Below are 21,935 nucleotides of genomic sequence, written 5' to 3'. Positions count from 1 at the left end.
GGACGTGTCAGCAGGCCTTGGCGTAGATGCCCGCTGCCGAGCTCTCCATCGACCGGGCGCGGACGAGGCCCTCGGCGGTCGACGCCCGCACCGCGGCGAGGGCCGCGGCCTCGGTGGTCAGCTGGGCCTGGGCCGCCTTGACGGCTGCCGCCGCCTCCGCCGGGGTCGGTGCCGCGTTCGTGCTGGACTTGCCAGCGATGCTGCGCACCAACGTGATCGAGGCCTGCAGGGCGGTCAGCTGCTTCTGGCGCGTGGCGCCTGCGGCGGTGAGGGCGGCAGCCCCCTTGGCCACGGTGGCGGCACCAGCGCGGGTCGTGCGCACGCCGGAGGCCACGGCTCCGCAGTTGCGGACCGAGACCTGGTATGCCGCCGTGCGCGTGGTCTGCAGCCCCTTGCGGCCCGTCGCGAGGCCGGAGGCGACCGTGGTCCGCACCCCCGCCAGCGTCGTGCTGGTCTTGAGCGCGCGACTTCGCGCCGCAAGACCGTTGAGCGCGTTGGCGAGTGCGACGTTCTGCACCGGCGCGGCCGCTGCCGGCGGCGGCGTCGTGGTGGAGCTCGGTGACGCCGACGACGTGGGCGACGGCGGCGCCGTGGAGGTGTTGGCCACCGGCCTCACCAGTGGTTGGCCCGCGTCGTTCCCCTCTCCCGAGCACGCTCCGACCGACGCAGCGACGGCCGCTGCAGCCAACACCCCCACGGCTCTTCTCACCACGGCTCCCCTCGCCTTGCGTGTACCCAGTCTCACACCGGAGGGTGAGCACCCTGAGGGTGTTTGCCCGCAACCTGGACCCTTCATGCGTCATTTGACGCAGAGGGGTCTAGGCGCTTAATCGGCATACAGGACATAAGGATTCGCGTCTCAGCCAGATGTTCGGAAAGTGCCCACGGCCCCTTCACACGCCTCTACTCTCGATCTGTCCGCACCTCGTGTGTGGGCGTTCAACTCCAGTCAGAGGGGGTGAGGGGAGTTGAGCACACGCAGGCGTGTGGGGCACCTGCTGGCCCCGGTGCGCAGTCGCATCCAGGGAGGTCCGGGAATGACACCGGGATACCTCGTCGTGGGCACCAAACGGGGTGGCTCGACGTCGATCGCGCACTGGCTCTCCAAGCACCCGCAGGTCGCGGCCTGCCGGTTCACCAAGGGCACCCACTACTTCGACGTGAACTACCAGCGGGGCTGGAAGTGGTACCTCTCGGCGTTCGAGCCGCCACGCGACGGCATACGCATCACGGGTGAGGCCAGCCCCTACTACATGTTCCACCCGCTCGCGGTCGAGCGAATCGCCAAGGCACTGCCGGACGTGCGCCTGATCGTCAGCCTGCGCGAGCCGGTGGCGCGGGCCTGGTCCCACCACCAGTACGAGACCCAGCAGGGGTTCGAGGACCGGCCCTTCGCCCAGGCCATCGAGCTCGAGGACGAGCGCGTGCGCGGTGAGGAGGAGCGCATCCGGGCCGACCCCCGGTACGAGAGCTATGCGCACCGACACCACACCTACCTCCAGCGCGGGCACTACGCCGAACAGCTGGAACGGCTCTACGCGCACTTCGCGCCGGAGCAGGTGCTGGTGGTGCGCAGCGAGTCGATGTTCTCGGACCCGCAGACGGAGCTCGCGCGGGTCTGGAAGCACCTTGGGCTCGAACCCGTCCGCCTCGAGGGGCTCGACCGCTACAAGGCCACCCACGTACCGCTCGAGATCCCCAGGGACCTGCACGAGCGACTCACGGACCACTACCGCCCCTGGAACGAGAAGCTCCAGCAGCTGCTCGGGGCCGACTTCACCTGGAACGACCAACCGACACAGAGGACCTGGCATGGAGATCGTTGACTACCTCAGGGCCGCACGGCGCCGCATCGCGCTGATCATCCTCATCCCGCTCGTCGCGGCGGGGAGTGCAGCGGCGCTGCTGTTCCTGCAGAAGCCCGACTACATCTCCACTGCGACCGTGGACCCGCCCGCTCTCGTGGGCAGCCCCACGTCGCAGTACACCGGCTCCCAGGGCGTGATCCAGTTCGTGGCTGCCTTCCAGGCGACCGCCACTGGGCCGGTCGTGCGCCAGAAGGTGTCCGACCAGACCGGGGTGGACCCCACGAAGCTCCTCGAGAACCTCCTGGTCACCCAGCGGGGTGGCAGCGCCAGTGTCGCCGTGACCTACACCTCCCCGGTGAAGGCTGAGGTCGAGAAGGTCGTCGAGGCGACGAGCACCGAGACGCTGCGTGCCATGTTCTCCTCGCAGGTGACGACGGCCCAGTCTCGGCTGGACGACGCGGAGGCGACGCTGAAGTCGGCGAGCGAGGCCGTGGGCGCGTTCACGGCCAAGAACCGCATGGCAGACCCCCAGAAGGCGTACGAGGCCCAGCTGAACCGCGTGAACACGCTGGCCCAGCAGCAGGCCACCATGCGGGCTGCCGGCAACGCCGTGGGGGCGGCCGCCCTGTCGGCGCCTATCGCCTCGGCCGCCGCGGGGCTCGACAAGTTCGGCCCGATCCTGACCGAGTACAACACCCTCGTGGAGAACCGGTCGGCGGCTGCGTCCGCCGTCACCGCCGCCCAGGTGCAGCTCGCCAACGCGAAGTCGCAGTTCGACGCCGCCGACCCGACGAAGACGGTCTTCATCTCCGGCGCCCGGTTCGTCGACAGCACGGAGACCATGACCCGCACGGTCATCGCGGTGGGCGTGGCGGCGTTCTTCCTCGCACTGCTCATCGTCGCGATGCTCGAGGTGATCGCCCGCGGCCGACGTGAGCGCCCGGTGGCCGAGCCCGGGTCGGGTGAGGCGGCGCCGGGCGAAGCCTTCCCCCACGCGGCACCCACCGGGCGGATGGCGCCCAAGGGCTCTGCAGCGGCGGCGAACTCCGGCACCCCTAGCCACGGCATCCCGGCTCGGGCCAAGCACCACTGAGCGCGGGCGGAGGAACAGCGATGGAGAACAGCGGGACGGGGCCGGCGCCGGAGAGGCACGCCGCCGGCCCCCGCTCGCCCATCTTCATCGTCGGCTGCCAGCGCTCAGGGACCACGATGCTGCGGCTCATTCTGGACTCCCACCCACGGATCAGCTGCGGGCCCGAGACCCGCTTCCTGGAGGACATGGAGCGCATCGTCGGGGCGGACTGGAAGCGGTTGTCGCAGTATGGGTTTCCGCGTGAGGAGTGGCTGGGCCGCATCGCGGGCTTCTTCGACGGCATCCAGGGCGACTACGCCCGCTCGCGCGGGAAGTCCCGCTGGGCGGACAAGAGCCCCCGCTACGCGATGAAGCTGCCGTTCATCATGGAGCTGTTCCCCGACGCGCAGGTCGTCCACGTCATCCGCGACGGTCGGGACGTCGCCGTGTCGCACCGCAAGCGGTTCGGCTACTGGTCGTGCGTGAAGTCCGCGGTGAAGTGGCCGCGCTACATCGCCGAGGCGACCGAGCACGGCCGCCGGCTGCCACCGGGGCAGTACCACGAGCTGCGCTACGAGGAGCTGGTCTCCGACCAGGAGGGAACCCTGCGGCGCCTCCTCGACTTCCTCGGCGAGGAGTGGGACCCGGCGGTGCTCGAGTTCGACAAGAAGAGCCACGACGTCCCTGACCGCTACCACGCGCAGGCCTCGTCACGCCGTGCCGACGAGGGCACCAGTGCCGCCGTCTACACCTCGCGTGTGGGGACCTACCGCAAGGAGCTCGACCCGGCCATGCGCCTGCTGTTCAGGCTCACGGCCGGCCGCGAGCTGAAGAGCCTCGGCTACGCCTGACCTGCCCGCCTGACCCGGCGCCCGCCTGCTACCTGCGCACCAGGCCCTCGCGCCACGCTCCGTGCCGCGAGAGGTCGTCCACGTCGTAGCCGAAGGCCGCGATGTCGTCACCGAACCGCGCCGTGACGGCACGCCGCTGCCAGTGCCCCGGGCGCCACCAGCGGGCCCACTCGTCCCACCACTGCTCGTACTGACGGCTGGCGCTGGCCTTGAGGCTGTCGGCCGGGATGGGGCTGTCCAGGCCCAGGAAGTCGGCGATCTTCGCCAGCTCGGCCTCGGGCCTCGACACGAGGTCCTCGTAGTGCACGATGTGCAGCCGCTGGAGGTGTGGCATGTCCTGCACCAGGATGCGGTGGGCCGTCACCCAGTGCTCGACCAGCGAGCTGATCGTCTGGAAGCGCCGGGGGTCGGACGAGAGAAGCCGGCGCCACTTCTTGTTGGACAGGGCCACGACGACGGGGTGCCGGACCACCACGACCATCGCCGAACCGGGGAAGAGCGCCTGGAGGAACCGGCCCATGACGAGGTTGGGGGGCGACTTCTCCACGAACAGCCGGGCGTCCTCGTCCCAGAAGGGCTCCCACGCCGCCAGCAGGGCCCGGGCGTTCTCGGGCGTGACGAGCGGCGACTGCTCGGTGAGGTGTGCGCGGTGGTCGAAGGCGAACCGGCCCGAGCCGCCGTAGACCTTGGCCTTGGGGTAGACGTGCTGGAGGTGCTGGCCCTCGTCCTCGCGCACGCCGGTCCCGGACAGGCCGCTGACGTCGGGGTGGGTCGCCAGGGCCCGGGCGAGCGGCGTGGTGCCGCTGCGGTGCAGGCCTCCGACGAACACCAGCCGGGACGAGGGGATCGCCATCACTGCTCCTCCATGAAGTCCTTGACGGTTCCGTCGAGCACCAGCCGAACGGGCGTCCCGTCGACGGTGACGCGCCCCGTCCGCGTGGCCGTGGCGCCGGGAGACTGCGCGGTCTCCCCCTTGCCGAGGTCGACGGAGACGGGCTGGCCGGCCCACACGTAGGCGGTGGTGCGGCCACCGCGCTCGAACCCGATGCCGGTCATGCCCCCAGAGCTGATCCTGACCGCCTTGGCTCCACGCGAGGCGGCCAACAGCTCCTGGAAGACCCGCCCCGCCTCACGCACGGAGCCGTCGGGCTCGAGGAGGCCGAACCGCGGCTCGTCCGAGTTGCGGCCGCCGGGGTCGAAGGCGAGGGGAAGCCACAGCGCTGCGCGGGCGCCCTCCCCCACGACCAGGCTCACGGTCTTGAGCATCTCCACGGTCTCGGTGCCGTCCTCCCCGCTGTCGCGGTCGAACCTGCCCACCTCCCATGCCTCGATGGGCACACCGGCAGGGGTGCTCGCGCGCAGGTAGGCGAAGAGGTCCGGCACCGACGCGTAGCTCTCGTAGAAGTGGATCTGCCGGACGTCGACCACCTCGCGGCGCGCGAGGTCCGACATCAGCCGGAGGTAGGTCAGGTTGCGAGCACCCTGCTCCGAGGCGAGCGCCTTCTCCAGGCCGGCGCGGTCGCGCACTTCGACGATCTTGTCGCCGCGGGTGCCGAACCGGCGCTGGTAGTAGCGGTTGTAGGCCGCGACGGCGTCGGCCTCACGCCCCTGTCGGAGCAGCGCGTCGGCGATGCCGTAGCCGTAGGTGGTGCTGCTCAGGCCTGCGTCGACGACCTCGGCGTCCGGGTCGGCCGCCCGGATCTCGGCCGCGGCCGTCTCGGCGAGGGTCGTGAACTCCTCGGGCGTCCCGCCCCAGAAGCTCTTGGAGTTGATCTCGTTCTCGATCGCGTACGAGTTCACGCCCTTGGCGGAGTAGCGCGTCACCGCCGAGCGCACCCAGGCGCGGTAGGCCGCCATGTCGGTGGGCATCAGCGACTCGGTCTTGCCCTTGCTGCCCCGCTCGTACTGCGCATTGCCGCCGGTCGCCCAACAGGTGCCCACCCGGAGCTTGAGCATGAGCGTGACCCCCACGACCCGGCTCCGCTCGGCGATGCGGTCGAGCGAGGACCAGTCGGGGCGCCCCCGGTCGCGCTCGACGTCACACCACACGACCTCGTAGTAGGTGCGGCCGCCGGCGAGCGTGCGCAGGTACGGCTGGAACTCGGTGTACCGGCCCCAGTCCCACTTCGCGCCGAGGGCAGCAGGCGCTCCCGACGGGCCTGCCGACGTCCCCGAACTCTCGCTCGGCCCAGGGGTCCAGGTCGTGCTGCCCGGGGCGGTCGTGTCGCTGCCGGAGCTGGGGATGGGGACCGGGGTGGCCGAGCGGCCATCGGCCACCCCGTCGCTCCCGCCCTGGCACCCGGCCACGCCCACCAGCGCGGCGATCGCCGCCACCACGGCGACTGCGCGACCGCGCGCCGCGTGCCGTGCCCCGTCGCCACCAGGACGGCTCACGAGGCGCCTCCCCGGCTCTGCGCGGGGTCGCGCACGGCCACCGCCTGCAGCCGCTCGTGGAGGCGGGCGGCGAGCTCCGCCACGCGCCCCTCGACCGGCAACGGCCGCGTGCCGTGGCTCTCCCGCGCCACGACGTGCTCGAAGAGGGCAGGTCTGTTGGGCAGCCCGATGAAGGCGCACAGCCGGCTCATCTGCCCGGCAGGGTCTGCCACGAAGGCGTCGTAGCCCACGGGCAGCACGTCCGGTCGCTGGTCGAGGCCGAGGTCGAAGTACAGCTGGTTGCGCACGACCCAGAAGAGGACAGCGGCCGACTCGGGTGACATCAACTCGGTGTCGAACGAGCGCACGAGCGCGACGGACTCTTGGGGCAGCCGCTGCCCCTGCCAGATGGAGTCGCCCTCGCCCGCAGCGATGGCACGCAGGGCGCGCAGGTTGGCGTCCCGGAACTTGGAGACCTCCGAGCGGGCCCGCGCCATCGGCTCGCGGAAGACCCAGAGCGCACGGCCCGGCGGGGTGCCCGGCAGGTCGAGCAGCTGGTCGACGCGGTGCGACTCGCACAGCGGCTTGACGAGCACGATGGCGTGGCGGCTCGACGTGATGGTCTGCCTGAGCACGTCGTCCGAGCGCAGCTGGAAGCGGTGGAAGACGGTGCGGTCGTTCTCGTTGCGCACCTCCACCTCGGGCGCGAGGTCGATGCCGCGCATGAGCATGTTGGTGCCCGAGCGCTGCAGCCCCACGACGTAGACGGGCCGGGCCGTGCCCGGCGTCACCCCGGACCGGCGCCGCCAGCGGGCCTTGCGGTATGCCGTGGCCACCCGTTCGCGCGGGTCGAGCCGGTCCTCCTCGATGAGGCGGCCGATGCCCTCGCTGCGGGCCCAGCGGACGTGGCGGGCCACCTTGCCGGCGTAGTAGCCCAGGGCGCCCTGCTGAGAGGCGGGGGTGGCGGCCATCAGCCCACCGTGCTCAGGTCTCGCCCGTGGGCCGTCAGGACACCCTCGAGCTCTGCGGCGGCCTCGGGGCCCCGCGCCCCCACGACCGCACGCAGCCCGGCCAGGTCGGGAACGGGGTCAGGGGTGTAGCCGCGGGCCACGAAGGCCAGGTACTGCTCGTCCGTCAGCCCCAGCGCCCTGTGCAGCACCGCGGTGTTGTCGATCAGGGGCATCGGGCGCGGGTCGAGCCGGTACATCGAGGGCTCGAGCGCCAGCCCCGCCTGCAGGAGCATCGCCAGCCGGTGCCCGCCGTCACCCACGTGGACGGTGCGGCTCATCGGCGCCCCGGTGTCGCTCGGCGTGACCCACCGGGTCAGGCGCAGCGTCACAGGCTTGGAGGTGTCGAAGCCCCGCGCGTGGAACGAGCGGAGCAGGGCCCGGGCGGAGAGCACGCGTTCGGCGAAGTTGTCGGCCATCACCCCGGGGTCACGCAGGACCCACGGTCGGAACCGCGCCATGGCGACCTCACGGAACCACACGGCATACGGCTCGTCCTGGGCTGCCCGCACCAGCGCGGCGTCGGTCTCCCCGTAGGGCCGCGACGAGAGGAAGTCGAAGAACTGTGCCCGGACCAGCACGTCGTAGCGCAGGGGGCTGATGAGCTCGCTGATGTCGATGGCCCTGTCGCCCGTCCGCTTGGGCTTCCACGTCACCGCCCGTCGCAGGCTCCTGGCAACAGTCGCACTAGCACGTCGTCTCACAGGTTCCACCCATCTGGCCTCGCCACCGACCCCCATCGGCGGCGCCCTCGCACCTAGTCGACCACGACGGCGCAGAGATCGTCCGCGGAACGTCGAAATGTCCGCTCGGACGGGCGAAATGTCCTGTGCGGCAGTGAAAAGCACGGCTGCGATATCGGTGTTCGGACCCCACGGAAGACCCCGATGTGGTGCACTCACAGGAAGAAGGGGTGCCGGTCACGAGGGGAGCTGGCGCGTGCGCATCCTGCATGTCAACAAGTTCGTGTACCGCCGCGGGGGCGCGGAGGGGTACATGCTGGACGTCGCCGCCCTGCAGCGTGCCGCGGGCCACGAGGTCGAGCTCTTCGGCATGGACCACCCCGACACCCTCGACGGCCTGTCGCTTCGCGACACCTTCCCGCCGGAGGTGGAGCTGGAGCCGCCACCGCGCGGCCTGGCCGGCCTGGCTGCCGGTGCCCGCATGGTGTGGTCCGTGTCGAGCGCGCGGGGCATGACCCGGGCCCTCGAGCGGTTCCAGCCCGACGTGGTGCACTGCCACAACATCTACCACCAGCTCTCCCCCTCGGTGCTCGGTCCGGTCCGGCGCGCGGGGGTCCGCTGCGTCATGACGCTGCACGACTACAAGCTGGCCTGCCCCAGCTACCAGATGCTCGACCACGGGCGGCTCTGCGACGCGTGCGTGGGCCACAGCAGACTCAACGCGGCGAGGCACCGGTGCAAGTCGGGCTCGCTGGCGGCGAGCGCGCTGCTGGCGGTCGAGTCCTCGATCCACCAGCGGATCGGCGCCTACGACCCCGTGGACGTCTTCATCAGCCCGAGCCGCTTCCTGGCCGACATCATGCTCCGGGACGGGATCCCGCCCGAGCGGCTCACCGTGGTCAACCACTTCGTCGAGATGGCCGGGCCCGCGGGGTCGGGCACCGCCCGGGACGGCTTCGTCTTCGCGGGACGGCTGTCGCACGAGAAGGGGGTCGACACCCTCGTGCGGGCCGTGGCGGCGATGCCGCCCGAGACCGTGCTCCACGTCGCGGGAGAGGGCCCGGAGCGCGCTGCTCTGGAGGCGCTGGCTGCCGACGTCGCCCCCGGGCGGGTGCGCTTCCACGGCAGACTCGACAAGGCCTCACTGCGGGCCCTGGTGTCGTCGTGCGTGGCGTCGGTGGTGCCCTCGCGGTGGAACGAGAACCAGCCCCTGACCATCCTCGAGTCGTATGCCGCGGGCGTGCCGACCGTCGTGACCGGCCTCGGGGGCATGCCGGAGCTGGTGCTCGACGGCGTCGACGGCGTCGTGGTGCCGATGGAGGACCCCGACGCCCTCGCAGCTGCCCTGCTCTCGCTGGCGGCGGCACCCGGTCGCGCAGCGGAGATGGGGCGCCTCGGCCGTGACCGGCTCTCCCGCGAGTTCGACCCCGACCTGCACCTGCGGCGGCTCGAGGCGGTCTACCGCGGCGAGCAGGTTCCGGCCGGTCCGGTCACCGGAGTGTCCGAGGTGGCGCCGGCATGAGCAGCAGCGCGGCACCGGTGCGGGTGCTCTACGTCGCGGGCAGCGGCCGCAGTGGCAGCACGCTCATGACCACGGTGCTCGGCCAGCTCCCGGGCGCCTTCGCCGCGGGCGAGCTGCGCTACCTGTGGGAGCGGGGAGTCGAGCACGACCACCTCTGCGGCTGCGGCAGACCGTTCAGCGAGTGCCCCGTCTGGACCTCGGTCATGAAGCGGGTTCGCGACGAGGCGACGGCGGTCGACGAACCCGCGATCGGCCGGAGGCTGTTGCGGCGCCTGCGGATCCGGCGTGTCCCCGTGTTCCTCGCCCGGCGGGCGCTGGGGCGCCCGGCGGTGCCCTTCCACGCCGACGACGCGCACATCGGCAGGCTCTACCACGCCATCGCCGAGGAGACCGGCGCATCCGTCGTCGTCGACAGCTCGAAGCTGCCGCCCTACGCCCTGCTGCTTTCGCAGCTGGCCTGCGTCGAGGTGCTCGTCCTCCACGTCGTGCGCGACCCCCGGGCCACGGCCTGGTCGTGGCAGCGCCACAAGGACAGCCGTGACGGCTCGGGCCTGATGCACCGGCAGGAGAGCTGGAAGAGCTCCGCGCTGTGGCTGGTCTGGAACGTGCTCACCGCGGCTCTCTGGCGCGCGGGCGACCCTCGCGTGTGCCGTGTGCACTACGAGGACTTCGCGCGCTCCCCGCGGGCAGCGCTGGCGCCTGTGGCCCGGCTGCTCGGCGCGGACCCCGAGGACCTGCCGTTCGTCACCGAGGACAGCGTCCGGCTCGCTCCCAACCACTCCGTCGCGGGCAACCCCAACCGGCACGACAGCGGCGTGGTGCGGGTGCGTCCCGACGACGAGTGGACTCGTGCGATGCCGCTGCGCGACCGCCTGCTGGTGTCACTGGTCACCGCGCCCGGCCTGGCGGTCCTGGGCTACCCGCTCCTGCCGCGGCGGCACACCCGCTGACCCTCGCCCGGGCAGGGCCCGGTCCGTGGGATGCGCGGGTGCCCGTGGTCGGGCACCCGCGCATCCCACGGTGGCTACGGCGTACCCGGGAAGAAGGCCAGTCCCTGCTGCACGTTGCGCGCGGTGCCCGCGAACGAGAAGTCGCCTCCGACGAGCAGCCCCCCGCTGGTCGCCGCGAAGGACCACACGCCCATGGGGGTGTTGAAGTCCGGGGCATCCGGGTAGAGGTAGCCGTTGACGCCGTTGAAGACGTAGTAGCGCTGCTGCTCGACCCACGTGCCGCCGGGCCGGTCGAGGCAGTGCCCTCCCTGTCCCTGGTCACCGCCGTGGGTGCCGTAGTAGAAGTGGCCGTTCACCTCGAGCCGTCCCTGCATGCCGCCGTTGCACGAGGTCCGCCACCGCAGGCCGGTCGGGTTCGTGGACGTGGACAGGTTCACGGCATCCCACTGGTAGACGTCGTCGGGGCACACGTCCCCGCCGTAGAGCCGCTCCCCGTCGTCGCTGAGGTAGAGCCGGTTGACCCACGGGCCGACTCCCCCGCCGCAGCCCCGCACGCCGCCGAGCTGCCGTGGCCCGAGCTGTCCCGTCGTGCCGCTGACGACGGCCAGGCCCCCGGCGACGCTGGTGCCGTTCACGGTGGTGAAGGGTCCGCCGAGGAAGACCTTCGAGCCGTCGGGAGTCGCCTCGATACCCATGACCATTCCGTTCTGGCGCAGCGCGCCGGACGGGCCGGTCGTGTTGGCGACCCACGCGGTGTCGAGCGCGCCGGTGGCCGCGTTGATCTTGGCGGCATGGCCCCGGGTGACCCCGTTGACCTTGGTGAACTGCCCGCCCGCCCAGACCGCACCGGAGCTGTAGGCCAAGGTCAGGATGCTGCGGTTGAACGTCGGCTTCACCGTGGGCACGACGAGCCCGGTGGCGGTGTCGATGGCGGCGAAGAACGACCGGGCCTGCCCCTGCACCATGGTGAAGTTGCCCGCGATGAAGAGGCGTCCGCCGTCGGGGGAGGGGACCATCGCCTCCACGTACTCGTTGGCGTCGGCCCGGAACGACGGGACGCCGACACCCGTCCCCGCGTCGAGTGCCGCCAGCCCCCGACGCACCAGGCCCCCCACGCTGGTGAAGTCCCCGCCCACGAACACCGCCTGGGCGGTGCTGGCGAGGGCCAGGGGACGGTCGCCGGGCACGGGGTTCCACGCGGTGAGGGAACCGTCGGCCAGGGCGAAGGCCGCGGCGTCGTGCCGCTCTGCCGACCCGCTGGCCCCGAACCGGCCACCGACGTACAGGGTGGTGCCGGTCACGCTGAGGGCCGACACCTCGGGAGTGCAGGGCGGCAGCCCGTGGGCGTACTTCGTGTCGTGCCGGACGTGGCAGCCGCTCAGGGCGGCGTTCAGGGACCCCAGCGCGCCGGTGGGCAGCAGCTGGGCGAGGTAGCCGCGAGCGGTCCCGCTGACCGTGGTGAACTGACCCCCGGCGTAGACGCGCCCGCTGCTGTCCACGGCCAGGGCCTGCACGGACGCGTTGGCCGCCGGGGCGAACGACGTCACCGCGCCGGTCGAGGTCGAGTACGCCGCGATCCGGGAACGGGCGCTGCTGCTGCCGGCCCCCGAGGCGGTGGTGAAGTCCCCGCCGGCGTACAGCACACCGGATGCCCGGCTGACCGCGAGTGCTCGCACGCTGCCCGAGGCCGAACCGGTGAAGGCCGTCTCGGTCGCCCCCGTGGCTGCAGCCAGACGCACCAGCCGCGACCGGCTCGCCCCGTTGATGCTCGTGAAGTCGCCGCCGACGTAGACGCTGCCGCCGTCGGACGCCAACGCGCGGACGGCCAGGTTGGGCGTGGGCTTCCAGCCCGGGGCGAGGGCACCGGTCGAGGTGCTGACGAGAGCGAGGTTGGGTGCCGCGAGGCCGTTCACCGTGGTGAAGGCACCTCCGACGACGAGTCCGTTCGGCGTCAGCGCCAGCGCGTTCACGACGCCGTCAGTCTTCGGGTTCCACGTGCTGAGGGAGCCGGTCGAGGTGATCTGCGCCAGGGTCACCCGCCCCTTGCCGCCGACCTTTCGGAAGTCGCCGCCGATGAACCAGCCGCCCTGGCCGTCTGGTATGGCCGCCCGGACCACACCGTCGACCAGCGGCCCGGCAGCCCGGGCGCCGCTGCCGGGGTCGACCTTGACGCCGTAGCCCGTCGTCGGCCCGATGTAGTCGAAGCCCCCGCCGAGGTAGACCCGGCTGCCGACCACCTTGATGTCCACCACTCGACCGTTGGCACCCCACCACGAGGGTGAGGGGACGTAGGACAGGGCGGGTGGCCCAGGGTTGACCAACGCCGCTGCCGCGCTCTGCGCGCCGGTGGTGGCAGGGACTGCCAGCGCCGCTGCCGTGGCCAGTGCCAGGGCAGCGCTGAACGCCCTCGTTCGACTCATCAGATCCCCCTCAGGATGTCGAGCGGCCGTCGTCAGGCAGACGCCGCCCGTTGGTGTGGGACGCGCCGTCGCGGTCCCGGTGGTGCGTTCGGTGGGTCCTCCGCGGACCTGCCGTCCACCGTGCGCAGGTACAGCGCCTCCAGGGCGTCGACGGACGCGTCCCAGGAGTGGCGGGCCAGGATGGCCTCACGCAGGCACCGCGACGCCGCGTCACGCGGGCGCGGGTGCTGGAGCATCAGGCTCACCGCCCCCGCGAGCGAGTCGACGCTGTCCACCGGCACCACCTGGTGGCGGGCCGACCCCTCGCCGACCACCTCCAGGTGGGGCGAGATGTCGGACACCAGCACGGGCGCGTCGTTCGCGACGGCCTCGAGCAGGGTCAGTGGCAGTCCCTCGAGTGCCGATGGCTGCACGAAGACGCCAGCGTGCTGGTAGAGCGCCGCGAGCTGCTCACCGAACATGAACCCGGTGAAGACCACGCGGGGGTCCGAGGCCGCGAGCTGGTGCAGGCGGCGGGTGAAGTCGCTGGTGTAGGAGGAGTCGCCCACGATCGCGAGGCGGTGGTCGCCCGGCACCCGGCGAAAGGCCTCGATGAGCAGGTCCGGTCGCTTCTCCGGCACCAGCCGCCCGACGAAGAGGGCGTACTTCCCGGGTTCCAGGCCGTGGCCCGCCGGCAGGGCCGAGGGCGGCGCCTGGGCCGCCTCCACGACACCGTTCTGGATCAGGTGGGCGCGGCGGTCGAAGTGTTCCCAGTAGTGCTGCTCGAGCGCCCTCGACACGACGACGACCTCGTCGGGCACGTGGCCGCTCATCCAGTGCGCCGCCCCCAGCGCTGCCTGGGCGCCGCGTCCCCACTTGGACCGCTGGTGGTCCAGGCCGTGGATGGTCATGACCACCTTGGCCCGCGAGGCGTACCGCGGCAGCGGGGCCACCAGGCCGGGGCCGATGCCGTGGTAGTGGACCACGTCGGCCGAGGACAGCAGGGCCTTGGCCGTCGACGTGGCGCTGTGGACGATGGCGTCGAGGTGCTTGGTCCCCACGGTGGCCGCAGGCACCAGTTCGATGCCGTGGTAGCTGCGCGCCGGAATCTCCCCGTAGCTGCTGCGGCAGTACACCGTCACCCGGTGGCCGCGCCGGACCAGCCGCCGGCTCAGGTGCTCGACGTGGTGCTCGATGCCGCCGAACGTCGCGGGCAGGCCCTTCTGGCCGACCATCGCGATGTGCAGCGGCCGCCGCAACGGGCTGGCGGCCATCCCCTCCCCAGCCACCGTGTCCCCTACGCCGGCTCGCTGATCATGCCCGCGGCCACGGTCTTGTTGGACGCCTCGTCCACCAGCACGAAACCGCCCGTGGTGCGGTTGCGCCCGTAGTCGTCGCACATCAGCGGCACCGTGGTGCGCAGCCGCACCCGACCGATCTCGTTGAGCGCCAGACCTGCTGCGCTCTCGTCGCGGTGCAGGGTGTTGACGTCGATCTTGTAGTTCAGGCCCTTCACGATCGTGCGAGCCGTCCTGGTCGTGTGCTTGATGGCGTACCTGCCGCCGACCTGGAGGTGTGACGCCTCGTCCATCCAGCAGATCATCGCGTCGATGTCCTGGCTCACCTGCGGTTGGTTCGTGGGACGGCACAGGAGGTCACCTCGCGAGACGTCGATGTTGTCGGTCAGCCGCACCGTCACTGACATCGGCGGGTAGGCCTCCTCGACCTCGCCGTCCGCGGTCTCCACGGCCGCGATCGTGGTGGTGTAGCCGGAGGGCAGGACCATCACCTCGTCGCCCTTGCGGAGCACTCCTCCGGCGACCTGGCCCGCGTAGCCCCGGTAGTCGTGCCAGGCGTCGGACTGGGGCCGGATCACGTACTGCACCGGGAACCGCACGTCGATGAGGTTGCGGTCGCTGGCGATGTGCACGTTCTCGAGGTGGTGCAGCAGGCTGGGCCCCTCGTACCACGACATGGCCGGGGAGCGCGTCACGACGTTGTCGCCCTTGAGGGCCGAGATCGGCACTGCGGTCAGGTCCGGCACGCGCAGCTTGCTGGCGAAGGCGGTGAACTCCGCCCTGATCTCCTCGAACACGTCCTGGGAGTAGCCGACCAGGTCCATCTTGTTGACGCACAGCACGAGGTGGGGCACCTGGAGCAGCGTCGTGAGGAACGCGTGGCGCCGGCTCTGCTCCTGGATTCCCTTTCGCGCGTCCACCAGCACGATCGCCAGGTCGGCGGTCGAGGCGCCGGTGACCATGTTGCGCGTGTACTGGGTGTGGCCGGGCGTGTCGGCGATGATGAACTTCCGCCGCGGTGTGGCGAAGTAGCGGTAGGCCACGTCGATGGTGATGCCCTGCTCCCGCTCGGCCCGCAGGCCGTCGGTGAGCAGCGCGAGGTTGACGTGCCCCTCCCCCCGCTCCATGCTCGTGCGCTCGACCGCCTCGATCTGGTCGGCGAAGACCGTCTTGGTGTCGTAGAGAAGCCGCCCGATCAGTGTGCTCTTGCCGTCGTCGACCGAGCCGGCCGTGGCGAACCTGAGAATGTCCATTTAGAAATACCCCTCGCGCTTGCGGTCTTCCATTGCGGCTTCGCTGAACTTGTCGTCGCCCCTGGTCGCACCGCGCTCGGTGACGCGGGTCGTGGCGACCTCGTCGATGACCTTCTCCACGGTGTCGGCGTCGGAGCAGACCGCGGCAGTGAGGCTGGCGTCGCCCACCGTGCGGTAGCGCACGCGCCGGGTGGTGACCTGCTCACCTGCGCGGGGACGGATGAACTCGTTGACGGCGTAGAGCATCCCGTCGCGCTCCACGACGTCCCGGTCGTGCGCGTAGTAGATCGAGGGCAGCTCGATCGCCTCACGGGCGATGTAGTGCCAGATGTCGAGCTCGGTCCAGTTCGACAGCGGGAAGACCCGGATGCTCTCGCCCGGGTGGATGCGGCCGTTGTAGAGGCTCCAGAGCTCGGGGCGCTGGTTCTTGGGGTCCCACTGCCCGAAGTCGTCGCGGAAGGAGAAGATCCGCTCCTTGGCCCGCGCCTTGTCCTCGTCCCTGCGTGCACCACCGAAGATCGCGGTGAAGCGGTACTTCTCCAGGGCCGAGAGGAGCACGGGCGTCTGGATCCTGTTCCGGGTCCCGTCGGGCGGCTCCACGACGCTGCCGTTGTCGATCGCCTCCTGGACGCTCGCCACGATGAGCTGGACGCCGAGCTGGTTGACCCGATGGTCGCGGAACTGCAGGACCTCCGGGAAGTTGTGGCCCGTGTCGACGTGCATCACCGGGAACGGGATCCGCGCCGGGTGGAAGGCCTTCTCGGCAAGGCGCAGCATGACGATGGAGTCCTTGCCCCCGGAGAACAGCAGCACCGGGCGCTCGAACTCCGCGATCACCTCACGGAGGATGAAGATTGCCTCCGACTCGAGGATGTCGAGCTGGCTCATCTGGTAGTTCGGGTTGGCGAAGGCGTTCATCACACTGCTTCCTCGTAGGCGGCCAGCGCGGCCAGGGCGGACAGGAGCGAGTCGGCGAGCTCGGGTCGGCAGATGAGCAGGTCCGGCAGCAGCGGGTCGCGCCGGTTGTAGACCAGCGGGCTCCCGTCGATGCGGCTGGTGTGCAGGCCCGCGGCCCGGGCGACGGCCGCTGGTGCCGCCGAGTCCCACTCGTACTGCCCGCCGGCGTGCACATAGGCGTCGGTGGTGCCGTCGATGACCGAGCAGGCCTTGATGCCCGCCGAGCCCATCGGCACGGGGACGGCGCCGAGGTCGGCCGCGAGCTGGGTGACGAACTCGGGCGGGCGGGACCGGCTCACGGCGAGGCGGATCGGCCCGTCCTGCCGCGGGGGCACAAGGGGGACGACACCGGTGCAGAGCGTCGATCCCATGGCCGGTCGGGCCACGGCACCCGCGACGAGGCTGCCGCGCTCCCACAGGGCCACGTGCACCGCCCAGTCCTCGCGGGGCACCTCGCCGAACTCGCGGGTCCCGTCGAGCGGGTCGATGATCCAGACCCGGTCCGCGTCCAGGCGCACGGGGTCGTCCACCCCCTCCTCACTGAGGACGGCATCGTGGGGCCGCAGGACTGCGAGCTGCTCCGTGAGGAACTCGTGCGACACGCGGTCGCCCTCACGCCGCAGCGCACCCGCGTCGTCGTCTGCCGCGCGGCTGCGCAGCGACAGGAGCAGCGCTCCTGCCTCGCCGGCCAGCCGCTCGGCCAGAGCGTGGTCACTTCGCAACACCTGTTTCCCCCTTAGTAGGCGCCGCGGCCGCGCAGCACTGCAGCTGCGGTCCGGCCGAGAATCTGCATGTCCAGCACGAGCGACCAGTTGTCGACGTACCAGAGGTCCAACCGCACTGACTCCTCCCAGGAGAGGTCGCTGCGACCGCTCACCTGCCACAGCCCCGTGAGACCCGGCTTCACCCGCAGGCGCCGCACGGCGTCGTCCTCGTACTGCTCGACCTCGGCCGGCAGGGGCGGGCGCGGGCCGATCAGGGACATCTCTCCCCGCATCACGTTGATGAGCTGCGGCAGCTCGTCGAGCGAGAAGCGACGCAGGACGCGGCCGACCCGCGTGACTCGTGGGTCGCTGCGCATCTTGAAGAGCACCGTGTTGCCGGCGTCCGCCGCTCGCTGCACCTGGGCGAGCCGTGCCTCGGCGTCGACCACCATGGTGCGGAACTTGTACATCTCGAACTCGGTTCCGCTCGCGCCGATCCGCTTCTGTCGGAAGAGGATCGGCCCCCCGGTGTCCATCCAGATGGCGACCGCGACGAGCAGTAGCAGCGGGGCGGCGACGACGATGGCAGCGAAGGTCAGCGCCTTGTCGGCCACTGCCTTGACGAGCCTGCGGAACCCGGACACCACCGGGCGCTCCACGTAGAGCATCGGCATGCCCGCTGCGGGGCGGATGGACAGGCGGGGGCCTGCCACCTCGAACAGCCCGGCGGCCACGACGAGGTCGACGTCTCTCTCCTCGAGCCGCCAGGCGAGCCGGCGCAGCTCGGGGCCGGAGAGGTCCGGGTCGCTCGAGACTGCCACCACCTCGGCGTCGAAGAGGTCGATGGCGTGCATGGCCTCCGCCGGGTAGCCGAAGACCGGCACGCCCTCCACCATGTTGGGCACGTCGTCCGGTGACTCGAGGCCGGAGACGCAGGCGGCCACCACGCTGAGGCCCTCGTTGTGGGCCCGCCGGATCTGGCGCACCATCCGGCCCACCGCGCGCACGTCACCGATGACCACGGTGCGCTGCATCTCCCGCCCGGCCAACCGCTGGCGGTAGAGCCAGCTGCGCAACGTCCTGCGACCGAGCAGTGCCAGGACGAGCAGCGAGGGAATGACCGTGACGACGATCCCTCGGGCCAGCTCGTACTTGGTGCCGTAGGACGCCGCTGCGGTGAGCATGGCGAGGAACCCGACGGCACGCGTGATGCTGCGGTACTCCTCCGTCGTCGAGCCGACGAACCGGCGGGCGTAGGCCCGGCTGAGGAAGAGCATCGAGAGCCAGAGCGCCGGCAGCACGGCAGCCACCAGGAGACGCACCTGCGTTCCTGCGGCGCCGACGGGCACCAGGACCAGGATGAGACCTGTACCGAGCGCCGCAGCCACGTCCAGGGCGATGGCCCGTGAGCGGTAGCGCCTGAACCAGGCACCCCGTGGCCCCGGTTCCAGCTGGGTGGACTGGGGGTCCAGGCTTGCCTCCGGGCCCGGCTCGAACCCCGGCCGGGGCAGGACGGTGTTGGACCTGTCGAACCAGGACGAGAGCGAGCCCCTCCCCCGGGCCAGCGCCGAGCGGCCCTCGTGCGGTGTCGAGTCCGGTGCCGTCGCCATCGGTCCCCCTTGTGTCGTGCTCGATGGGGCAGGACAGCCGGGGGTGACTACACCCGACCTTGCCCTGCGGACCTGGCCTGCTGCCCTGCCGGAACGCTAAGTCAGCAAAAGGCACGACGGCTCCCCACCGAGTGCGAGATCGAGCTCCACCACGCGTGCTACGTCAACCGGCGTAAGGGACTCGACCCTTCTCCCCGTTACCCCACGGGGGCGCACGGCGTATCGTGGACGAGGGTTTGGGCGAGGCGGTCCGGGTCAGATGGACGAGGTCAGCGGGGGCTGTGCCAGCGCTGCTGCGCCGTCAGCAGTCCCTCGGCCACGAGCTGCTCGGTGGCGTCCGCGGCGTCACCGATGAGGAACGGCAGGTCCTTGCGCTCGGTCACGGAGAAGTCGCGGAGCACGTAGTCGGCGGGCTCCATCCGGCCGGGAGGGCGCCCGATGCCGACGCGCACGCGCAGGTAGTCCCTGGTGTCCAGAGACGAGCTGATCGACCGCAGCCCGTTGTGCCCGCCCTCTCCCCCACCCTTCTTCAGGCGTACCTCGCCGGCGGGGATGTCCAGCTCGTCGTGGATCACGACGAGGTGATCGGTGTCGATGCTGAAGAACTGCATCAGGGCCTTGACCGGCCCGCCGGACTCGTTCATGTACGACGAAGGGACGGCGAGCACCGCCTTCGGACCGGGCGCACCGCCGGGCAGCACCCCGAGGCGCACCTCGGCGATCGAGGCCCTGGACTTGTGCGTCTTCAGCCGGGCGCTCCCGTGCCGCGAGGCGAGGTCGTCGACCACCATGGCTCCCACGTTGTGGCGGTTGCCGGCATACCGGGGCCCCGGGTTGCCGAGTCCGACCACGAGCCAGGTGTCCATGGGGGGCAAGTATGCCGAAGGGCCCGGTCCGTATCGGACCGGGCCCTTCGGGGAAGGACAGTGAGGCTCAGGCCTGCTCGCCCTCGGCAGGAGCGGCCTGCTCGCCCTCCCCCTCGGCGGGAGCGGCGGCCTCGGCCTCACCCTCGGCGGGAGCGGCCTCCTCGTGCTCGATGCCGGCCTCGGCCTCGGCCTCGGCGAGCTCTGCCTCGAGGGCCTCGGCGGAGATCTGCTGCGTGACGTTGACGACCAGGGCCTCGGGGTCGGTGAGGAGCTCGGCGCCGCGCGGCAGGGTCACGTCCTTGGCGTGGACCTGCGTGCCGGCCTCGAGACCCTCCACGGAGACGGTGACGTTCTCCGGGATGTGGGTGGCCTCGACCTCGAGCTGCAGCGCCTGGGTGTCGACGGTGACGACGGTCTCGGCAGCAGCCTCGCCCTCGACGTGCACCGGCACGTCGACGGTGACCTTCTCGCCGCGCTTCACGACGACGAGGTCGACGTGCTCGATGACCGGCTTGATGGCGTCACGCTGGACGTCCTTGGCCAGGGCGAGCTGCTCCTTGCCGTCGAGCTCGATGGACAGCAGGGCGTTGGCGACCTTGAGGGCCAGCATGGTCTCGTGACCGGGAAGCGTGATGTGCACCGGCTCGGAGCCGTGGCCGTACATGACGGCGGGGATCTTGTGGTCGCGGCGGATCTTGCGGGCGGCACCCTTGCCGAACTGGGTGCGGATCTCGGCGACGAGCTTGGTCTCGGACACAGGTCTCTCCTGAAACGTGGGGATCAATGACGCGGTAGGCCTCGACGCGGGGCGCAGCACGGAGACTCCACCGCGTCGATCACGGACGGGCACGACCGGAGGCCGTGCAGTGTCCCTCGCCGAGGCAACAACCCGAGAAGTTTAGGGGACAGGTGTCGGCACAGCGAAATCCGCCGGCTGCAGGGCCCGCGCCACCCGCAGCTCCTCCACCCGCACGGCGACGACGCCCGCGACGATGAGCAGGCCACCCACGAGCTGCACGACGCGGGGCAGCTCGCCCAGCAGGAGCCACGCCAGCGCGATCGCGAAGAGCACCTCGGTGAGCATGAGGAAGGACGCCATCGTGGCCCCGAGGTGACGCACCGCACCGATGCCCGCGGCATACGCGAAGGCCGCCGCGACGACGGCGAGCTCGGCGATGGGCACCCACCACGCCACCTGCACGCCCCCGACGACCACGTCCGCAGCGGACGCCGTCATCGGCAGCAGCCGCAGCAGGCCGGCGATGCCGAGCACGAGCGACCCCACGACCAGGCCGGCCCAGGCCAGGGCCAGGGGCGGCAGCGACTCCTCGTGCTCGTGCTCGGAGAGCAGGAAGTAGCCCACCAGCCCGGTGGCGGCGAGCAGGCCCCACGCGACACCGGAGAGGCTGAGCCGCACCCCCCCGAGGACGTCGAGCACCAGGAGCAGGCCACCCATGGCCAGGACGACGCCGGCGACGGTCAGCCGCCCGGGTCGCTTCCCGCGGGCCCACAGGTAGCCGACGATGAGCACCGGCGCCAGGTACTCCAGCAGCAGGGCCACGGCCACCGAGAGCCGCTCGACGGCGTTGAAGTAGGCGAACTGGCACAGCGCGACGGCGACCACGCCGTAGGCCGCGGCGAAGCGAGCGTTGCGGCGCAGCAGGTGCCACCGGCCGCGCAGCACCACGACCACGGCCGGCAGGAGGACGAGTGCGGCGCCGGCGATGCGGGCCGTGACGACCGCGCCGGGACTCCACCCGGCGCCCAGCAGCGGCTTGGCGAAGGCACCGGAGCTGCCGAAGGTGGCGGCCGACGCCAGGGCGAGCCCGAGGCCCAGCCCAGCGCGCGACCGGGATGCGGTGAAGGTCGGCGGGGCCATGGGACCTCTTCTCAGGGCGTCAGGGGCAAAAACGATTATGGTGATGACGTTACGGACCTCCCAGGACAGGAGTCAAGGTGCTTTTTGCCCATGACACCGAGGTGGCCCTCGTCGCGGCGGCCGCCCTGGTCAACACGGCCACCGACGGCGACTCGCTGCGCACCCCGGCCGACCTCGACCTCTTCCTCGACCGCTACGGCTGGACCGGCTCGCGCACCCGCGACGCCGCCGAGCTCGAGGCCGTGCGGGCCCTGCGCCCCCGGCTGCGTGAGATCTGGCTCGCCGACACCGATGAGGCGGTCGCCGGCGTCAACGCGCTGCTCGCCGAGCACCACGCCCTCCCCCAGCTGGTGCGGCACGACGCGTGGGACTGGCACCTGCACGCGACACCCGCGGAGGCGCCTCTCGCGACACGCATGGCGGTCGAGGCCGCGATGGCCCTCGTCGACGTGGTGCGCAGCGGCGAGACCAGCAGGCTCGGCGTGTGCGCCGCCGACGACTGCGACGACGTGGTCATCGACCTGTCGAAGAACCGCTCACGGCGCTACTGCGAGAAGGGCTGCGGCAACCGCGCCCACGTCGCCGCCTACCGCGCCCGCCGCGCGCACCTTTCTCGGGTCACCCGATAAAGGTGCACTTCACCCGAGGTGCCACCAGGGGGTGACTGGCTGTTTATCGGGTCACCCGATAAACGCCCGGGGCG

The 21,935-nt window shown here is 71.4% G+C and carries 20 protein-coding genes; 6 read left to right on the top strand and 14 right to left on the bottom strand.

The annotated features are described in order from the left end of the window. Positions 1–7: 7 nt before the first annotated feature. Positions 8–607: a hypothetical protein gene (locus P2F65_RS18120; RefSeq protein ID WP_275811197.1), complete on the bottom strand. Its 600-nt coding sequence runs from the start codon at positions 605–607 to the stop codon at positions 8–10. 430 nt (positions 608–1,037) lie between these two features. On the opposite strand from P2F65_RS18120, the gene P2F65_RS18115 reads away from it, so the two are divergent. Genes P2F65_RS18115 through P2F65_RS18105 form a run of 3 tightly spaced genes read left to right on the top strand, consistent with a single transcriptional unit; the run spans position 1,038 to position 3,731 of the window. Further along, positions 1,038–1,826: a sulfotransferase gene (locus tag P2F65_RS18115; RefSeq protein WP_275811195.1), complete on the top strand. Its 789-nt coding sequence runs from the start codon at positions 1,038–1,040 to the stop codon at positions 1,824–1,826. Then, a complete protein-coding gene (locus P2F65_RS18110; RefSeq protein WP_275811193.1) occupies positions 1,813–2,901 on the top strand; it encodes a Wzz/FepE/Etk N-terminal domain-containing protein in 1,089 nt (362 codons plus the stop codon). The genes P2F65_RS18115 and P2F65_RS18110 overlap by 14 nt, the downstream gene beginning before the upstream one ends. A gap of 20 nt (positions 2,902–2,921) precedes the next feature. Next, positions 2,922–3,731 (top strand): sulfotransferase, encoded by an 810-nt coding sequence (locus P2F65_RS18105; RefSeq protein WP_275811191.1) that lies wholly within the window; start codon positions 2,922–2,924, stop codon positions 3,729–3,731. A 28-nt stretch (positions 3,732–3,759) separates the two neighbouring features. Here the strand turns inward: P2F65_RS18105 and P2F65_RS18100 are convergent, their stop codons facing one another. From P2F65_RS18100 to P2F65_RS18085, 4 genes are read right to left on the bottom strand one after another with little or no spacing between them, the layout of a single operon-like run. Further along, entirely contained in the window at positions 3,760–4,584 is an 825-nt protein-coding gene (locus tag P2F65_RS18100) for a sulfotransferase (RefSeq protein ID WP_275811188.1), read from the bottom strand. After that, on the bottom strand, positions 4,584–6,125 hold the full coding sequence (locus P2F65_RS18095) for a hypothetical protein (protein WP_275811186.1): 1,542 nt from the start codon (positions 6,123–6,125) through the stop codon (positions 4,584–4,586). The genes P2F65_RS18100 and P2F65_RS18095 overlap by 1 nt, the downstream gene beginning before the upstream one ends. Then, positions 6,122–7,075 carry a hypothetical protein gene (locus P2F65_RS18090; RefSeq protein ID WP_275811184.1) on the bottom strand — a complete coding sequence of 318 codons (954 nt, stop codon included), beginning with the start codon at positions 7,073–7,075 and terminating at the stop codon, positions 6,122–6,124. The genes P2F65_RS18095 and P2F65_RS18090 overlap by 4 nt, the downstream gene beginning before the upstream one ends. Beyond that, positions 7,075–7,767, bottom strand: coding sequence for a hypothetical protein (locus tag P2F65_RS18085; RefSeq protein WP_275811181.1), 693 nt, complete (start codon positions 7,765–7,767; stop codon positions 7,075–7,077). The genes P2F65_RS18090 and P2F65_RS18085 overlap by 1 nt, the downstream gene beginning before the upstream one ends. A gap of 283 nt (positions 7,768–8,050) precedes the next feature. On the opposite strand from P2F65_RS18085, the gene P2F65_RS18080 reads away from it, so the two are divergent. Together P2F65_RS18080 and P2F65_RS18075 are read left to right on the top strand one after the other, a co-directional pair. After that, positions 8,051–9,316 carry a glycosyltransferase gene (locus P2F65_RS18080; protein ID WP_275811178.1) on the top strand — a complete coding sequence of 422 codons (1,266 nt, stop codon included), beginning with the start codon at positions 8,051–8,053 and terminating at the stop codon, positions 9,314–9,316. Continuing rightward, entirely contained in the window at positions 9,313–10,266 is a 954-nt protein-coding gene (locus P2F65_RS18075) for a sulfotransferase (RefSeq protein WP_275811175.1), read from the top strand. Before P2F65_RS18080 ends, P2F65_RS18075 begins: the two co-directional genes overlap by 4 nt. 74 nt (positions 10,267–10,340) lie before the next feature. On the opposite strand, the gene P2F65_RS18070 is transcribed toward P2F65_RS18075, so the two are convergent. The 9 genes from P2F65_RS18070 to P2F65_RS18030 all read right to left on the bottom strand — a co-directional run bounded on the left by P2F65_RS18070 (position 10,341) and on the right by P2F65_RS18030 (position 21,232). Beyond that, the gene (locus tag P2F65_RS18070) at positions 10,341–12,686 is read right to left on the bottom strand and encodes a hypothetical protein (RefSeq protein ID WP_275811172.1); all 2,346 of its coding nucleotides are present in this window, start codon (positions 12,684–12,686) and stop codon (positions 10,341–10,343) included. A 32-nt stretch (positions 12,687–12,718) separates the two neighbouring features. Then, the gene (locus P2F65_RS18065; RefSeq protein WP_275811169.1) at positions 12,719–13,954 is read right to left on the bottom strand and encodes a glycosyltransferase family 4 protein; all 1,236 of its coding nucleotides are present in this window, start codon (positions 13,952–13,954) and stop codon (positions 12,719–12,721) included. Between the two features lie 8 nt (positions 13,955–13,962). Next, positions 13,963–15,216 carry a GTP-binding protein gene (locus P2F65_RS18060; protein WP_275811166.1) on the bottom strand — a complete coding sequence of 418 codons (1,254 nt, stop codon included), beginning with the start codon at positions 15,214–15,216 and terminating at the stop codon, positions 13,963–13,965. Further along, positions 15,217–16,134, bottom strand: a complete 918-nt coding sequence (gene cysD, locus P2F65_RS18055) for a sulfate adenylyltransferase subunit CysD (protein WP_275811163.1) — start codon at positions 16,132–16,134, stop codon at positions 15,217–15,219. Then, entirely contained in the window at positions 16,134–16,898 is a 765-nt protein-coding gene (locus P2F65_RS18050) for a 3'(2'),5'-bisphosphate nucleotidase CysQ (protein WP_275811160.1), read from the bottom strand. Before P2F65_RS18050 ends, cysD begins: the two co-directional genes overlap by 1 nt. Positions 16,899–16,909: 11 nt before the next feature. Beyond that, on the bottom strand, positions 16,910–18,487 hold the full coding sequence (locus tag P2F65_RS18045; RefSeq protein ID WP_275811157.1) for a sugar transferase: 1,578 nt from the start codon (positions 18,485–18,487) through the stop codon (positions 16,910–16,912). 269 nt (positions 18,488–18,756) lie between these two features. Next, a complete protein-coding gene (gene pth, locus P2F65_RS18040; protein WP_275811154.1) occupies positions 18,757–19,353 on the bottom strand; it encodes an aminoacyl-tRNA hydrolase in 597 nt (198 codons plus the stop codon). Between the two features lie 67 nt (positions 19,354–19,420). Further along, positions 19,421–20,110, bottom strand: a complete 690-nt coding sequence (locus tag P2F65_RS18035) for a 50S ribosomal protein L25/general stress protein Ctc (RefSeq protein ID WP_275811151.1) — start codon at positions 20,108–20,110, stop codon at positions 19,421–19,423. Between the two features lie 141 nt (positions 20,111–20,251). After that, on the bottom strand, positions 20,252–21,232 hold the full coding sequence (locus P2F65_RS18030; protein WP_275811148.1) for a DMT family transporter: 981 nt from the start codon (positions 21,230–21,232) through the stop codon (positions 20,252–20,254). 77 nt (positions 21,233–21,309) lie between these two features. Here P2F65_RS18030 and P2F65_RS18025 point away from each other — a divergent pair, with 77 nt between their 5' ends. Continuing rightward, a complete protein-coding gene (locus P2F65_RS18025) occupies positions 21,310–21,861 on the top strand; it encodes a CGNR zinc finger domain-containing protein (protein ID WP_275811145.1) in 552 nt (183 codons plus the stop codon). The last annotated feature ends 74 nt before the right edge of the window (positions 21,862–21,935 follow it).

It is taken from the genome of Knoellia sp. p5-6-4 (genome assembly GCF_029222705.1).
Classification (GTDB): Bacteria; Actinomycetota; Actinomycetes; order Actinomycetales; family Dermatophilaceae; genus Pedococcus_A.
This window is presented reverse-complemented; position numbering and strand designations above follow the sequence as displayed.

What these genes read in the sequence shown, in the direction of transcription:
- P2F65_RS18115 (WP_275811195.1), top strand. Translation starts at nt 1,038, where the DNA reads ATGACACCGGGATACCTCGTCGTGGGCACCAAACGGGGTGGCTCGACG.
- P2F65_RS18110 (WP_275811193.1), top strand. Translation starts at nt 1,813, where the DNA reads ATGGAGATCGTTGACTACCTCAGGGCCGCACGGCGCCGCATCGCGCTG.
- P2F65_RS18105 (WP_275811191.1), top strand. Translation starts at nt 2,922, where the DNA reads ATGGAGAACAGCGGGACGGGGCCGGCGCCGGAGAGGCACGCCGCCGGC.
- P2F65_RS18100 (WP_275811188.1), bottom strand. Translation starts at nt 4,584, where the DNA reads ATGGCGATCCCCTCGTCCCGGCTGGTGTTCGTCGGAGGCCTGCACCGC.
- P2F65_RS18090 (WP_275811184.1), bottom strand. Translation starts at nt 7,075, where the DNA reads ATGGCCGCCACCCCCGCCTCTCAGCAGGGCGCCCTGGGCTACTACGCC.
- P2F65_RS18075 (WP_275811175.1), top strand. Translation starts at nt 9,313, where the DNA reads ATGAGCAGCAGCGCGGCACCGGTGCGGGTGCTCTACGTCGCGGGCAGC.
- P2F65_RS18070 (WP_275811172.1), bottom strand. Translation starts at nt 12,686, where the DNA reads ATGAGTCGAACGAGGGCGTTCAGCGCTGCCCTGGCACTGGCCACGGCA.
- P2F65_RS18060 (WP_275811166.1), bottom strand. Translation starts at nt 15,216, where the DNA reads ATGGACATTCTCAGGTTCGCCACGGCCGGCTCGGTCGACGACGGCAAG.
- cysD (WP_275811163.1), bottom strand. Translation starts at nt 16,134, where the DNA reads ATGAACGCCTTCGCCAACCCGAACTACCAGATGAGCCAGCTCGACATC.
- P2F65_RS18045 (WP_275811157.1), bottom strand. Translation starts at nt 18,487, where the DNA reads ATGGCGACGGCACCGGACTCGACACCGCACGAGGGCCGCTCGGCGCTG.
- pth (WP_275811154.1), bottom strand. Translation starts at nt 19,353, where the DNA reads ATGGACACCTGGCTCGTGGTCGGACTCGGCAACCCGGGGCCCCGGTAT.
- P2F65_RS18030 (WP_275811148.1), bottom strand. Translation starts at nt 21,232, where the DNA reads ATGGCCCCGCCGACCTTCACCGCATCCCGGTCGCGCGCTGGGCTGGGC.